The following is a 14,391-nucleotide window of genomic DNA, read 5'->3' on the forward strand; positions in this document are numbered from 1 at the left end:
TCAAACCTCTTTTAAACAATAACCAATACCCCGGATTGTTTCAATGATTACATTGCAGTTGAGTTCTCTTAACTTTTTTCGCAGGTAGGAAAAGTATACTTCAATATTATTGTTCATTTCCACATTGGAGTCTATGCCCCATACTCTGTCCAGAATCTGATCCTTGGACAATACCTGATTCTTGTTCCGTGCCAGTAATTCCAGAAGCTGGGATTCCTTTGCAGTAAGTTTTATTTTATTTCCATTGCACTGGATTTCACCCTTCATAGGATCAAAAATTAAAGAGGATAATTTGATATTTTCATCCTGGATGAAGTCCAGGCGCCGCCTGCCAAGGGCTCTTATTCTGGCCAGCAGTTCATCTGTGGAAAAAGGTTTTATTAAATAATCGTCTGCTCCATTATCCAGTCCCTCAACTCTGTTATAAACAGAGTCCATGGCTGTCAGTATTATAACCGGAGTTTGAATTTTATTCTTTCTTATATGTTTTAGGACATCCATACCGTCTTTACCAGGTAACATTCTATCCAATATTATCACATCATATATTTGAGTTTCAGCCATTTCTTCACCGCTGACTCCATCATAGACTGCATCTACGCTGTAGTTGTTCTTCTTGAGAATGTATACAAGAGCATCTGAAAGCATGACCTCGTCTTCAATTAAAAGCAATCTCATAATTTCACCTCTTTATTGATTATAGTATGATTATACGCTATGGATAAGGGATTTTAAAGGTATATGATTCAAACAGGTTGCAGTGTTCAAATTTAATTTACATTTATTGTTGTTTTTTTAAGAGTTTTTTAAGGTTAAAACCTCAAAATTATAATTACATCAAATCCTTAAAAATTTGATATTAAATTGAGGTGAGTGAAATGAAGCAAAATATTATTTATTCCGTGGTGGTACCTTTATATAATGAAGAATTGGTTATTGAAGAAAGTTACAGTAGATTGAAAAAAGTTATGGATACCACCCGGGAAGGCTATGAAATTATATTTATAAATGATGGAAGTTCTGACAAAACCCGTGAAAAAGCAGAAAGGATATGCAATGAAGATGATAATATAAAGCTTGTTAATTTTTCAAGAAATTTCGGGCATCAGCCTGCCATAACTGCCGGCATGAGGGTTTCAGAAGGAAAGGCAGTTATTGTAATAGATGCAGATTTGCAGGATCCTCCTGAAATTATGCTTGAGATGATTGAAAAGTGGAAGGAAGGATATGATGTTGTATACGGAAAAAGGGCCAAAAGAGAGGGAGAGTCTTTTTTTAAGAAATTTACAGCAGGGGCCTTTTACAGAATTTTAAAGAGTATGACAAGTATTGATATACCAGTGGATGCCGGAGATTTTAGGCTTATAGACAGGAAGGTATGTGATGCTTTAAACTCTCTGCCGGAAAAAAACAGGTATGTAAGAGGGCTTGTAAGCTGGATTGGATATAAGCAAACTTATGTGGAATTTGTAAGACATGAAAGATTTGCAGGAGATACTAAGTATCCCTTTAAAAAAATGTTTAAATTGGCTTTTGACGGCATAACTTCATTTTCCTATAAACCTCTTATAATTTCAGGATACTTGGGAGCAGTATCATTTTTCGCAGGAATAGTTCTGATTATAATAAATTTTATAAAATGTATATCTCACGGCATGGATGTGGTAAATTTTCAGCTTGTCATATCTATTGATTTCATTATGTTTGGAATTGTGCTTTCCTGCATGGGCATAGCAGGCCAGTATATAGGTCGTATTTTTGATGAAAGCAGGGGAAGACCCAATTATATTATTGAAAACATAATAAATAGAAGAGGTGATGAGAAGGAAAATGAGTCAGTTGATTAAAAGCATGAATTTTATTTTTAATGGAAGACTTAAATTGCTGAGCCGGTTTTCCGCTACAGGTGTATTGAATACGGTAATAGATTTTGCTGTTTTTACCCTGTGTCAGAGTGCAATTGGATTACATTATACCACAAGTCAGATTATAGGTTACAGCTGTGGAGTTGCAAATAGTTTTGTATTTAATAAAAAATGGACTTTTGAATATAAAAACTCGGATAAAAAATATGTTTATGAACTAATACAATTTATTTTAGTCAATGTTGTATCACTTTTTATAACAGTGCTGCTCATGAAATTTTTAGTAAATAATTTTAATTTTAATATATATGTGTCAAAAATAGTTGTAACACTTGCAGCCCAGGCAATAAATTTTTTATTATACAAATTATGGGTGTTTAATTAAGGAGTGAAATTATGAAAAATATAAAATTTACAAAAGAAAAATTTGGACTATCTGTGGTATTGGTTATATCTGCAATATTGAATTTTGCAAATTTAAGTATAGAAGGATATGGAAACGAATATTATGCAGCTGGTGTAAAAAGCATGCTTATGAATTTTAAGAACTTTTTCTTTGTAGCGTCTGATCCGGGGGGCTTTGTATCTATTGACAAGCCTCCTCTGGGTTTCTGGATACAGACCATATCCGCCAGGATATTTGGATTCAAGGGATGGAGCATATTGCTTCCCCAGGCTCTTGCAGGAGTGATATCCGTTGGACTTTTATATTATATAGTTAAAAGATCCTTTGGAAAAACGGCAGCATTTATTTCAGCGCTGTGTCTTGCAATCACGCCTGTTTTCGTAGCAGCCAGCAGGAACAATACCATAGACAACCTTTTGGTTATGACACTGCTTTTTGCCTGTATGTTTTTGTCCAAGGCCGCAGAAAAGGGAAGATTTAAATATCTTTTAATAAGCCTTGTTCTTGTAGGGGTGGGATTCAATATAAAGATGCTTGAGGCATATATGATAATTCCTGCCATATATATAACATATTTGATTTCTTCGGCTGCACCTGTGAAAAAGAGACTAAAGCATCTTGTTATAAGTACAATTGTGCTTGCTGCAGTATCTCTGTCCTGGGCAGTAGCTGTGGACCTGGTTCCTGCCCAAAACAGACCTTTCGTAGGAAGCAGTACAAATAACACTGTTATGGAGCTTATATTCGGACACAATGGATTGGAAAGGCTCAGCAGCAGCAATGGCGGTATGGGCGGCGGCATGGGAAGAGGAAATGGAAACACCCGGGGAGAAGCAAGAGGAAAATGGCAACAGGGACAAATGAATGGCTTCAAAACTGGAAGCTCTTCTGGAACAAAAAATGCCAACATGAGTGGAAGTAGTAAGGGGTCAGGAATGCCTCAGATGCAGGTCCCTGGAGGAACTGGCGGATCCTCTCAGAAAAATGGAGGAAATTCAGGACAGATGTCTTTTGAAAAGAGAATGGGAGGAACACAAAGAGGAGGCTTCGGCGGACCTGGCGGGGCCAACGGGCTTTCAGGAAATTTTGGAGGTCAGACTACAGCAGGCATTACAAGACTGTTCTCTAAAAATATTTTATCGGATCAGATAGTTTGGTTTTTACCACTATCCATATTGGGATTTATTGCTGCAGCAATAGTGGAAAAACTCAGATTTCCTTTTAATAATAGAAAGAAATTGGATTTAATAATGTGGATCCTCTGGCTTGTTCCGGAATTTATATATTTCAGCTATACTAGGGGTCTGTTTCATCAGTACTATTTGACTATGATGGCTCCTCCAATTGCAGCTTTATCGGGTATAGGCCTTACTTCCATGTGGAAGCTGTACAAAGAAGAAAGCATAAGGAAATGGTTGCTTCTGCCTGTATCCCTTATCTTAGAAGGGCTGCTGGATTTGCTCATGTTATCCTATTTTAACACTACTATACCTGCTGTATTTAAAGGTATAATCACAGCAGCTGCAGTGATGTGTCTTGCTTCTTCTGTGCTGCTGATAATTTACAGGATAATAAAGAGAGAAAGCTTAAATCAAGGCAGAAATATAAATTTTGCCAGGGTGCTTGCCAGTCTTGCTTTTATAGGAATACTGATAACGCCTGCTATTGGATCCTCTGCTGCTGTAACTCATGGTGTAAATGGAAGCATGCCTGCTGCAGGATTGGAACTCCTATCCAGCAGCGGATCCGGCAATGCCGGCATGAGGAGTATGGGAGGAAGCAGCAGACTCAGCAATACAAATGAAAAATTAATAAAATTCCTTGACAGCCATGTTAAAAATGAGAGATATGCTCTTGTGGTCTCCAGCTCCAATACTGGTGCCGGCATGATAATTGAAAGCGGTAAAAGCGTGATGCCTCTTGGTGGATTCTCAGGATCCGATAAAATACTTTCCTTAAGTGAATTCAAGCAGCTTGTTAAAAAAGGCGAAATAAGATATGTGCTTACAGGAGGAATGGGAAGAGATTCAGATGATATAATGAGCTGGGTTGAGAAAAACGGTAAAGCTGTTCCGGAAAACCAGTGGAAGAATACCACATCCGGCAGTCAGGAAAATAGAAACATTCAGGGAAACTTCAATAACGCTCAAATGAATAGTCAAATGGGTAATGGCAACAAAGAATCTAATAATGGCAACAAACAATCTAATGAACTCAATGGAGACGCGAATAAAAATGCAGGCACAAATAAAGATGAAAGCGGAAAAGTTCAGAATTCAGGTCAAAATGGATTTGGAGGAATGGGAATGAATTCCCAGACACTGTATGATTTACAAGGCACTGTAAAATAATGGAAGGGGGGTCAGACCCCGTTCCAAATTTTGGTATGGGGTCTGACCCCATTCCATATATTTCCTGAAAACTGTGTCAGAAATATGCACCCTTGCTGATAAATGAGAGTTGATTCTTTCCTTGATAATGTTATAATTAAGATAAAATCTAATAATAAGTGTAGGTTAATTAAAGGGGAATCAGGTAAAAATCCTGAACTATCCTGTAGCTGTATTAGATGAATTTAAGCAATATGGGCCACTTGAGAAACGGAGAAGGCATACTTAAATAATGAATCTTAAGTCAGAAGACCTGTCTATACTTCGCACCGTTAACTCTACAAGTGATAGAGGGGGCTTGATATTGATGAACTATTTTTACAGTAATATGTATTGATTATAAAAATCCTTTTGACACTTTGTTAAAAGGATTTTTTTATTAAACGGGAGTGATGAAAATGGTACAGCTTATTGGAATAAAGAGTGAATGTAATATTGAAATCAGGCAGAGGTTTTCCATTATAGCTTCAAAGCTGGAAGGTAAATTAAAATGTCTCCATGAATTTCTGGAAAATGTCTTAATATTGAGTACCTGTAATAGAACAGAAATATATATGGAATCAAAATTTTCCAGGGAAGATGTAGTGAATATAGTATTTAAAGGATTGGATTGGGACAGCAGACTTATTCCCTATACTTTTTATGCTGAAGACAGTGAGGCCGTTAAACATTTAATAGAGGTCAGCTGTGGTTTCCATTCAAAAATTCTGGGCGAAGATCAAATTTTAGGACAAATCAAGAATGCATATACTGCAGCGGTAAAAGCTAAAACTATAAAAGGCGGTCTTGAAAGGTTGTTTCAAAATGCCATAGCCTGTGGAAAGGAATTCAAAAGTATCTGTGAGATGTATAAAATACCTGTATCGGTTCCGTCCATAGCGGTAAGGGAGGCATTAAATAAAGGCTGCAGAAAGTATATGATAATTGGTTTCGGGGAAATCGGCAAGCTGGTGCTGAAGTATCTGGAAAGTTCCAATGCAGAAATGGTATATATTGTAGTCCGTGACTTGAATAAGATCAAAAATTTATGCTATGATTACAAATGGGTTAAATTTATAACTTTCAAAGAGAGAAAAAATTATTATAATAAGGTAGACTGTATCATAAGCTGTACTTCTGCACCGCATACAATAATTTCAAAAGAGGATATTCCCTGGAAAAAATTACTTGTATTTGATTTGGCGGTGCCCAGAGATGTTGATACAGGTGTCTCGGATTTGCCTCAGATCCAGCTCTATGATATTGACAGCATAAGCAAGATGGATGAAAGAAATAAAATCATGAGAAAAGAAAAGATGCTGAGATACAAATATATTGTGGATGACTATATAAACAAATTTATGGAATGGCAGGCTTTGGATGAACTTTCACCTGAAATACAAAGGATAAAAAAATATGGTAATGAAATCTGCAATAAAAGAATACAGACTTTTAAGAACAAACGATATACAAAAGACAATGAAGCACTTGTAAGCACAATGATAAACAGCACTGCCAGAGTTTATGTAGACAGGGCAATAGAAGTGCTGAAGGAAGAAAAACTTAAGGGAAGAGAAGATGAGTGTCTGAAAATGATAAATAGAATATTTTTTCCTCCTAGCTGTGATAATGATTTAAAGCGGGATTATAATAGTGATTTACAGCAAAATAAAGAATGGAGATGTAAATAGATGATAAGTGATGATATATTCAATGAATCCAAATTATATATGCCTGGGGGAGTAAACAGCCCTGTCAGGGCATTTAAGGATGTACCCTTAAATCCACCTGTAATAAAAAAGGGAAAGGGAGCTTATATTTATGATGAAGATGGCAATGAGTACATAGATTTTGTATGCTCCTGGGGTCCCATGCTTTTAGGACATTGTGACGAAGATGTGGTAAATGCCATAAAAAACACCTGTGAAAATGCCATATCCTTTGGAGCCAATACTAAAGTTGAATTGGATCTGGCTAAACATATATGCACAACTGTGGACAATGTGGAAATGCTCCGAATGGTAAATTCGGGTACAGAAGCTACCATGAGTGCGGTAAAGCTTGCCAGAGGTTATACGGGAAGGAACAAGATCATAAAATTTGCCGGATGTTATCATGGACACTTTGATGATTTCTTGGTTGATGCAGGATCAGGAGTCATGACTGAAGGAATTCCGGGCAGTGCGGGAGTCCCTGAAGACAGCATAAAAAATACTCTTGTGGCTCAATACAATGACTTGAAAAGTGTAGAAAAGCTTTTTGAAAAACAGGGCAGCAGTATTGCAGCTGTTATAATTGAAGCTGTAGCCGGGAATATGGGTGTAATTCCAGGAGATAAAGACTTTTTAAAGGGCATTAGAAAACTTTGTGATAAAAATGGAAGTCTTCTTATCTTTGATGAAGTCATGAGCGGATTCAGAGTGGCTTACAAGGGTGCTCAAAGTATTTATGGCATAAAGCCCGACATCACTACATTTGCAAAGATCATAGGAGGGGGACTTCCCTGTGGTGCCTATGGCGGCAGAAAAGACATAATGGAGAAACTCTCGCCCCTGGGGCCGGTTTATCAAGCTGGAACTATGTCCGGAAACCCTGTGGTAATGGCGGCAGGACTTGCTACATTAAAAAAACTCCACACACACCCGAAGTATTATGTCCATCTTGAAGAATTAGGTAAAAAATTGGAACAGGGAGTAAAGAATATAGTAAAAAAGAAAAAATTACCTGTTGTAATCAACAGGTGCGGAGCCATGTTTGCACTGTTTTTCACGAAAAATTCAGAGGTTAGAAATTATGAGGACGCTAAAAAATGTGACACAGGTATTTTTGCAAAGTATTTTGAACATATGATAAGTAAGGGTATTTATATTGCACCTTCACAATTTGAAGCTGTATTTTTAAATGTAAAACATACTGATCAGGATATTGATAGATTCCTGGAAGCATTTAATACCTTTGAAATTTAAAAATAGAGGTGGATTTGATTTTTACACAAATCCACCTCTATTTTATCAGGTTGTTTAAACAGACTTTTCCCTTATGCCGGCCAGATAATCCATGAGTTCTTCTTTTAAGTCCTGTCTCTTTAAGGCATAGTGTATGTTTGCCTCTAAAAATCCCAATTTATCCCCGGCATCATATCTTTTCCCATGAAAATTATAAGCATACACGGGTTCTGTTTTTGCAAGGAATTTCAATGCATCAGTCAGCTGTATTTCTCCATTTTTATCCGGTCTGGTTTTGTCAAGAATTTCAAATATCTCTGGGGTTATTATATATCTTCCCAGAATGGCAATATTTGAAGGAGCTTTTTCGATTTTGGGCTTTTCCACCAGATCATTCACTCTGTAAACCAGATTTTCAATTTTTGTTCCGCTTACAATACCATATTTGGGAATCATGCTTTCACTTACAGGCTGCACTCCTAAAATGGATCCATTATATTTATCATAACAATCCATCAATTGTTTAAGACAAGGTATTTTGCTGTCAACTATGTCATCCCCCAACATAACTGCAAAGGGTTTGTCTTCTATAAAACTTTTAGCCAGGCTTATGGCATGACCCAATCCCCGTGGTTCCCTCTGCCTTATATAATATATGTTTACCATGTTGGATATGTTTTGAACCAGCTTCAGCAAAGTCACCTTATTGCTTCTTTCAAGTTCATCTTCCAATTCAACAGATTTATCAAAATGATCTTCAATGGCTCTTTTGTTTTTACCTGTAATTATTAATATTTCCTCAATACCGGAAGATACTGCTTCTTCAACTATATATTGAATAGTGGGTTTATCAACTATGGGCAGCATTTCTTTAGGCTGGGCCTTTGTAGCTGGCAAAAACCTTGTTCCCAGGCCAGCTGCGGGAATTATTGCTTTTTTAATACTCATATTTTAGCTTTAATGGAAAGCCGTGCCCCCATTAAATATTCACTCCTCTCTATGTTGACTGTGTAAGTATATATATTAAGATAAAAAACTTCCTTATTAATAATTTTTGCTTTTTAACCTTAAAAGCCCCTTAAAAAATCCATGCTGAATGTAAACTAAGTTTAAATATTGTGTAATGGTTCATTATTGCCTGAAATAGCATAGGTTTTTCCTTTAAAAGCAATATCCATAAGTATCTTTGCCAGATAAAAAAACAGGATTATATTCAACAGGGAAATCCCATCGGTTATCAGGCTGTGTGAATTGGAATTCATACGCCCCAGAGCTCCAAAGAGTACATGGTAAATGTTGCCGTAGATGGTGATGGTATATCCCAATAACAATGTGAGAAATCTTTTATCCTTTAAATAGATGAAAGCCAAAATGCACAGTGCAGCAGCGGGAAATAAATATCTTTCATGCATTCCAGTAGAAAAAGTAAAAACTCCTGAAATCTGAACAAGTGCACAGGAAAAAGCCATTGTTCTGCTCTTCAACTTGGCGTAGATTATCCATGAAAATAGGGTAATTGCAATAATTGCAGCCATTCCCCAGATCTTATAGCTGAATATGAAAAATATGCTTGAATTCTTTTCATAATTTGCTCCTGTTAAATTAAAAAAATTAAGTCCGTTTACAGAAGCATAAGGATATTCGGATATGGTATTTGAATATAATTTAAAAATCCACAGTATATTCTGATTAAAGGAAAATGGAATTATGATTATCAAAGCTGCTGCAAGAGCTGCAGCTATAGATTTTAATAGAAGCTTCAGGCTCTTTTCACGTACCAGTTCAAAGAGAAGCACGGGGAGGAATATAATCCCCTGAGGTTTCATAAGTACTGAGCAGGTAAACAATATGGAAGAAAAAACAGTTTTCTTTTCCGATAATAATAAAAAGGCAAGTACTACAAACAGCGTAAAAAATGAATCCACCTGTCCCCAAAGGGCAGAATCTATAAAAACAGCAGGATTAAAAATATAAAATGCACTCAGAAAAACACTTATCTCTAAAGGAAGATATTTTCGAGCCAATTTATATATCAAGTAGGCAGTAGCCACATCCGCTATTATGGATGGGAGTTTTAGAAGGAGAGTATAGTATGGACTTACTGAACTTATACTTGCTGTCTTGCCGATTAAAAAAAGCACATATATATAAAGGGGCGGGTAGTCGCTGGATTTAGAATTTATGTAAAACTGAGAAAAACTGTTTGCTGCGGAGGAGGCCCAGCTTTTGAACAAACTTACGTCTCCACCGTAGCCTTCCATAAGGGTGGATAATGTAATTCTCAAGAGCAAACCTATTAAAAGCATTGAAAATATAAGCATCTTAGTATCCTTAGCATCTGTTTTCATATTTTTTCGGATAAAAAAATAATAGAACGTGACACACAGCACGAGAAATACTGCCAGATATACAGTGAGAAATGGTGCAAATTTGTTGTTTGAAGAAACAAATCTATTTTCACCTTTTACTCCAGGCCTTGTCATGTTCCCTCCCTTGTTTTGATTTTGTGTATCACCTGAAGGTGCAGTTAGGTTTCCAGCATTCTTAGTCTGATTTTGTGAATTGCCGCCAGATACTTTCTGATCTCCCCTTGTAAAGTTTCCATTATTTTTGTTTTGACCTTGTGAATTGCTGCCGGATATTTTTCTGTCTCTGCCTGCAAAGCTTCCATTATTTCTTTCACCGGTTGAATTCTGGTTTCTGACCTTATCTCCCGTATTGCCGTTAAACTGATTAAATTGTCTTGTCATATTTTGAGATGGTGTATTGAATTTATAATTTTTTATACTGTAAAGGCATAATAATAAAGATAGAAATACCAGAAAAATTAAAATTATTTTGAATAGACCTTTCTTTGAAAGTATTCTTTCCATGTTGTTCCAAGACCCCTTTCATGAAATTTAGTATAGCTGTATAATCGTTATATATATATTTTCCAGGATGAATCTTAAGATAATCTTAAAAAGAGCAGGATTGTAATTACAATTTTTAACACAAGCTCTTGTATGGACATGGGGGTTGGATAGTTGGATAACTTGGTTTTTAGTTTTAATGTAATAATGCCTATATTTATAGTAATTGCACTGGGATATCTTATAAAAGAATTGGGACTGATAGATGAAAAATTTGTAAGTGCCTCTGTTAAATTTAACTTTAGAGTTGGATTATCCACATTACTTTTTGAAAACATATATGTATCTAAATTGAGTGATATAGTCAATGTTAAGCTTATGTTATTTGTATTTTTGTGTATATCCGGATCTGTAGCAGTACTTTGGATTATTGTTCCAGTATTTATAAAGGATAAAAAGAGAGCTTCTGCCATGATTCATACCATATACAGGGGCAATTTTGTGCTTCTCGGAGTTCCAATGGGTATGTACATGCTTGGAAAACAACACATGGGGCCCATTTCTCTTTTACTTCCCATAGCTATTCCCACCTATAATTTCCTTGCTGTTACGGTTTTGGCAGCCTTTGACGAAAGAGGTGGAAAGGGCGGTATAGGAAGTAGAGTTAAATACACTCTTTTTGGCGTAATAAGGAACCCTTTGATTATAGCATCATTTTTAGGTATAGTCATGCAGCTGTTTTCTTTTAAGCTGCCTTTATTTATGGAAAGGGCAGTTTCTGACGTGGCTTCATTGGGTACGCCCCTGGCCCTTATAACCCTGGGTGCCCAGCTTGAATTTAAGAGTGTGAAACAAAATTTGAAATACTCTGTAATAGCTACAGTGGGAAGACTTATAGTAATTCCTTCTGTAGTGGTGACACTTGCATTTTTACTGGGATTTAGGAAATATGATTTAGGAGCCATATTCATATTGTTTTCTGCACCTTCAGCAGTTTCCTGTTATGTAATGGCCAAGGAAATGAATTCTGATTATAAACTTACAGGTGATGTGGTGATTTTAAGCACATTTTTTTCCGTTTTTACAATATTTATAGGTATATACCTGCTTAAAAGTTTCTCCTTTATTTAGAGTTTGAATATTTTCCCTTTAATATGATATAATTTAGGTTAAGTAGGAGTAAAAGGAGGAGCTTTATGGAAAAGATTGCACTTTTAACGGACTCTGCTTGTGACATAGATTATGAAACCATAAAAAAATATAATATAAGTATTTTACCCTTTAGAATTATATATAAAGACAGGGAATATATAGATAAAATTGAGATTACTCCAAAAGAAGTATACGATAATATGAACATTGAAATTCCCAAGTCCTCCCTGCCCTCAATAGAGGATATGGAAAGGGCTTTTGATAAGCTGGAAAAAGAAAATTATACCCATGTGATAGCCGTGGTAATTTCCAGCGGACTTTCAGGTACATACAATGCACTGAAAATGGTAAGCCGAAGGCATAAAAAATTAGTCACATATATTTATGATTCCAAGTCAACTTCCCTGGGAGAGGGAATTATTTTAAAGGAATGCGGAAATCTCATTGAACAGGGTAGGAGCTTTAGTGAAATTGCAGATTATATACCAAAAATAAAAAGTAAAATGCATTTCCTTTTTGTTTTTGGAACACTGGAATATGCCAGAAAGGGAGGACGTATAGGAAGAATATCCGGAACCATAGGTGAAGTATTGGATATAAAACCCATAGTATATTTTGATGATAATCAAGGGATATGTTTTACCCGTGACAAGGTAAGGGGCAGAAAAAAATCCTTAAGTAAAATGATAGATATAGGCAGGCAGTTTTTGGGCAAATCTCCCTGTGATGTATATATAGTTCATGGCAATGCGCAGGAAGATGCAGAAAATGTTTATAATAGAATTTCCAAATTACACAATGTGGAAAATGCATATATGATAGGACAGATAAGCCCTATAGTAGGAGTTTATTCCGGACCCGGAACCGTGGGAATATGTTATAAAGAAAAATCATGGCCATTGACTTAACAAATGTAAATAGTTATAATTAATAAAACCTAAGTTTTGCAGCAAAAACGAATAAAAAATACCCGTTAGGCCAGTAAACATGCTGGTTAGCGGGTATTCTTTTTTGTCAGAGAATCATAGCGTTATAAATCATTTTTTGGTAGATGCTAAAACTTTTTTTATCTCACCTAAACTTCGTATCTTTTTGGAGTAGTCAATGTTAGAAATAACTCCAATTTCATTTAATATATCATTGAAATAATCAAACATGTAATAATTCTGCTGAACATAGCTGCATTCAGCTTTTGACAAAGTTTCTAGTAGTTTTCCAATACTATATTTGTTTCCTGTTTTCATCTCAAGTATCCTTGCAATCACCAGAGCAACGAAACAGATTAAAAAATGTGCTTCTATATGCCCTTGGGTGGATACAAAAACTGGTCTTGCCTCTAAGTCACTTTTAGTTACTCGGAAAGATTCTTCAATCTTCCATAACCCTCGGTACATATCAATGATTTTATCATCAGATTCTTTATATTCACTAGTTACAATGACATAGTAACCATCCAAAGCTTCTTCTTCCTCTAGTTTGTCCATGTCTAATTTTAGAAGTTGTGTTGGTTTCAAGATTTCTCCAGTTTCTTTATCGAAGTTAATGTTTTTTATATATTTAGCTGCACCATAGGAAGTAACCCTTGTATAAGAACCCGGATTTGAGATTAAGTCCTGTGCTTTTGCAAGTGCGGCAGCACGCTCAGCCTTAGCACGTTTATCATATTTTTCGCTGTAGAATACTACCTGTTTTTCATGTACTACTTTTTTTAATTTTTTTCCGTTAGATGATGTTATCTGAATTGTTCTTGGGTATAATCTAGATTTTCTCTTGTATTCTGTGCCTAGCCATTCATATCCTTCTTTTGCTAATACATACTGTTTTAATTCTTTGTCAGAACCGCGAACAGACATACTGAATACATACCCATCTTTTGTAGGAGTATGAGTCGTATACCAAATGTTGTCGCCAGTAGTCATGCCTTTGTCTGCCACCGTTATTACCCTGCCAAGATTATATTCCTTCTTGATACGTGCAAAATTAGGTCGATAGGTAAGGCAGTCATTAGTGTTTCCTGAAAATAGCTCATAGGTAATGGGAAGCCCTTTGTTGTCTATAAATAACCCCATTTGTACAATTGGATTTGGTCGGTGTTCTTTCGATACTCCCTTTTTTCTGAGGTTGTCCATTTTATCAGTTTCAAAGTAGTAGTTGGTTACATCATAGTAAATAAGACTGGTATCTCTTCCATAGAGTTCTTTGATTTTATTGTTGATCCAAAATTGGAGACTCTCTTTATGCTTGTTAAAAAAGGTAAGGCAACGATAAACATCATCAAGAGAATAGTTATCTTTTTCAAAGAACCAATCTTTATTCTCAAAAGTTTTCTTTTTTGAAGCAGGATTCAAAAGCCTTGAATAAACAAGGAGTTTCATGATTGTATCAGCATCATAATTGTCCTTAGTATGACGTTGTCTGTTGGTAAGGAAAGTGTGTATGCCAAGCTCATGATAAATCTTGCTTAACGCAGTATATCCAAAATTTTTACGCAAGGTAACATCTTGCTCGATTGTATCAGCATCATGAAATACAAAAGTGATTGGAGCTCTTTTACATTTCTTTTCTTCCTTTAATTGTTCAACACGTGCAGAGAAGAAAGAGATTGGATCATCATATTCTTTTTCTAATTCGTCGAGAAATCCTAAAGATTCCACAGTTATCTGCCGGGAACATTTTTTAGTTTTATCATAGTAACTATCTACAATGGATAACCGAATTCTGCCATTGCTAGAAGGAGTCTTTTTTAGGTACATAAACAATCATCTCCACACATATAATACTAATTATATCACAATACTACAT

The 14,391-nt window shown here is 35.8% G+C and carries 11 protein-coding genes and 1 riboswitch; of the genes, 7 read left to right on the forward strand and 4 right to left on the reverse strand.

Annotated features, from left to right (window positions below; genetic code table 11):
- Window positions 1-678 carry a response regulator transcription factor gene (locus ACYUJ6_RS02435; RefSeq protein WP_461844293.1) on the reverse strand — a complete coding sequence of 226 codons (678 nt, stop codon included), beginning with the start codon at window positions 676-678 and terminating at the stop codon, window positions 1-3.
- Window positions 679-878: 200 nt separating this feature from the next.
- Between ACYUJ6_RS02435 and ACYUJ6_RS02440 the strand changes: the two genes are divergently transcribed.
- The 5 genes from ACYUJ6_RS02440 to hemL all read left to right on the forward strand — a co-directional run bounded on the left by ACYUJ6_RS02440 (window position 879) and on the right by hemL (window position 7,606).
- Window positions 879-1,847 carry a glycosyltransferase family 2 protein gene (locus ACYUJ6_RS02440; RefSeq protein ID WP_461844294.1) on the forward strand — a complete coding sequence of 323 codons (969 nt, stop codon included), beginning with the start codon at window positions 879-881 and terminating at the stop codon, window positions 1,845-1,847.
- Window positions 1,831-2,250, forward strand: a complete 420-nt coding sequence (locus tag ACYUJ6_RS02445; protein ID WP_461844295.1) for a GtrA family protein — start codon at window positions 1,831-1,833, stop codon at window positions 2,248-2,250. The genes ACYUJ6_RS02440 and ACYUJ6_RS02445 overlap by 17 nt, the downstream gene beginning before the upstream one ends.
- 11 nt (window positions 2,251-2,261) lie before the next feature.
- On the forward strand, window positions 2,262-4,622 hold the full coding sequence (locus tag ACYUJ6_RS02450; protein WP_461844296.1) for a glycosyltransferase family 39 protein: 2,361 nt from the start codon (window positions 2,262-2,264) through the stop codon (window positions 4,620-4,622).
- Between the two features lie 145 nt (window positions 4,623-4,767).
- Window positions 4,768-4,936: riboswitch (cobalamin riboswitch) on the forward strand.
- A 123-nt stretch (window positions 4,937-5,059) separates the two neighbouring features.
- On the forward strand, window positions 5,060-6,331 hold the full coding sequence (gene hemA, locus ACYUJ6_RS02455; protein WP_461844297.1) for a glutamyl-tRNA reductase: 1,272 nt from the start codon (window positions 5,060-5,062) through the stop codon (window positions 6,329-6,331).
- Window positions 6,332-7,606 (forward strand): glutamate-1-semialdehyde 2,1-aminomutase, encoded by a 1,275-nt coding sequence (gene hemL / locus ACYUJ6_RS02460; protein WP_461844298.1) that lies wholly within the window; start codon window positions 6,332-6,334, stop codon window positions 7,604-7,606.
- Between the two features lie 54 nt (window positions 7,607-7,660).
- On the opposite strand, the gene galU is transcribed toward hemL, so the two are convergent.
- Window positions 7,661-8,533 carry a UTP--glucose-1-phosphate uridylyltransferase GalU gene (gene galU, locus ACYUJ6_RS02465; RefSeq protein WP_461844299.1) on the reverse strand — a complete coding sequence of 291 codons (873 nt, stop codon included), beginning with the start codon at window positions 8,531-8,533 and terminating at the stop codon, window positions 7,661-7,663.
- Between the two features lie 161 nt (window positions 8,534-8,694).
- Window positions 8,695-10,458: a glycosyltransferase family 39 protein gene (locus tag ACYUJ6_RS02470; RefSeq protein WP_461844300.1), complete on the reverse strand. Its 1,764-nt coding sequence runs from the start codon at window positions 10,456-10,458 to the stop codon at window positions 8,695-8,697.
- A 153-nt stretch (window positions 10,459-10,611) separates the two neighbouring features.
- Between ACYUJ6_RS02470 and ACYUJ6_RS02475 the strand changes: the two genes are divergently transcribed.
- Both ACYUJ6_RS02475 and ACYUJ6_RS02480 read left to right on the forward strand, forming a co-directional pair.
- The gene (locus ACYUJ6_RS02475; RefSeq protein WP_461844301.1) at window positions 10,612-11,568 is read left to right on the forward strand and encodes an AEC family transporter; all 957 of its coding nucleotides are present in this window, start codon (window positions 10,612-10,614) and stop codon (window positions 11,566-11,568) included.
- Window positions 11,569-11,633: 65 nt separating this feature from the next.
- On the forward strand, window positions 11,634-12,497 hold the full coding sequence (locus ACYUJ6_RS02480) for a DegV family protein (protein ID WP_461844302.1): 864 nt from the start codon (window positions 11,634-11,636) through the stop codon (window positions 12,495-12,497).
- A 129-nt stretch (window positions 12,498-12,626) separates the two neighbouring features.
- Here the strand turns inward: ACYUJ6_RS02480 and ACYUJ6_RS02485 are convergent, their stop codons facing one another.
- A complete protein-coding gene (locus ACYUJ6_RS02485; protein ID WP_461844303.1) occupies window positions 12,627-14,342 on the reverse strand; it encodes an IS1634 family transposase in 1,716 nt (571 codons plus the stop codon).
- Between the last annotated feature and the right edge of the window lie 49 nt (window positions 14,343-14,391).

The sequence above is a fragment of the Clostridium sp. JNZ X4-2 genome (assembly GCF_054889485.1).

What these genes read in the sequence shown, in the direction of transcription:
- ACYUJ6_RS02435 (WP_461844293.1), bottom strand. Translation starts at nt 678, where the DNA reads ATGAGATTGCTTTTAATTGAAGACGAGGTCATGCTTTCAGATGCTCTT.
- ACYUJ6_RS02440 (WP_461844294.1), top strand. Translation starts at nt 879, where the DNA reads ATGAAGCAAAATATTATTTATTCCGTGGTGGTACCTTTATATAATGAA.
- ACYUJ6_RS02445 (WP_461844295.1), top strand. Translation starts at nt 1,831, where the DNA reads ATGAGTCAGTTGATTAAAAGCATGAATTTTATTTTTAATGGAAGACTT.
- ACYUJ6_RS02450 (WP_461844296.1), top strand. Translation starts at nt 2,262, where the DNA reads ATGAAAAATATAAAATTTACAAAAGAAAAATTTGGACTATCTGTGGTA.
- hemA (WP_461844297.1), top strand. Translation starts at nt 5,060, where the DNA reads ATGGTACAGCTTATTGGAATAAAGAGTGAATGTAATATTGAAATCAGG.
- hemL (WP_461844298.1), top strand. Translation starts at nt 6,332, where the DNA reads ATGATAAGTGATGATATATTCAATGAATCCAAATTATATATGCCTGGG.
- galU (WP_461844299.1), bottom strand. Translation starts at nt 8,533, where the DNA reads ATGAGTATTAAAAAAGCAATAATTCCCGCAGCTGGCCTGGGAACAAGG.
- ACYUJ6_RS02470 (WP_461844300.1), bottom strand. Translation starts at nt 10,458, where the DNA reads ATGGAAAGAATACTTTCAAAGAAAGGTCTATTCAAAATAATTTTAATT.
- ACYUJ6_RS02480 (WP_461844302.1), top strand. Translation starts at nt 11,634, where the DNA reads ATGGAAAAGATTGCACTTTTAACGGACTCTGCTTGTGACATAGATTAT.
- ACYUJ6_RS02485 (WP_461844303.1), bottom strand. Translation starts at nt 14,342, where the DNA reads ATGTACCTAAAAAAGACTCCTTCTAGCAATGGCAGAATTCGGTTATCC.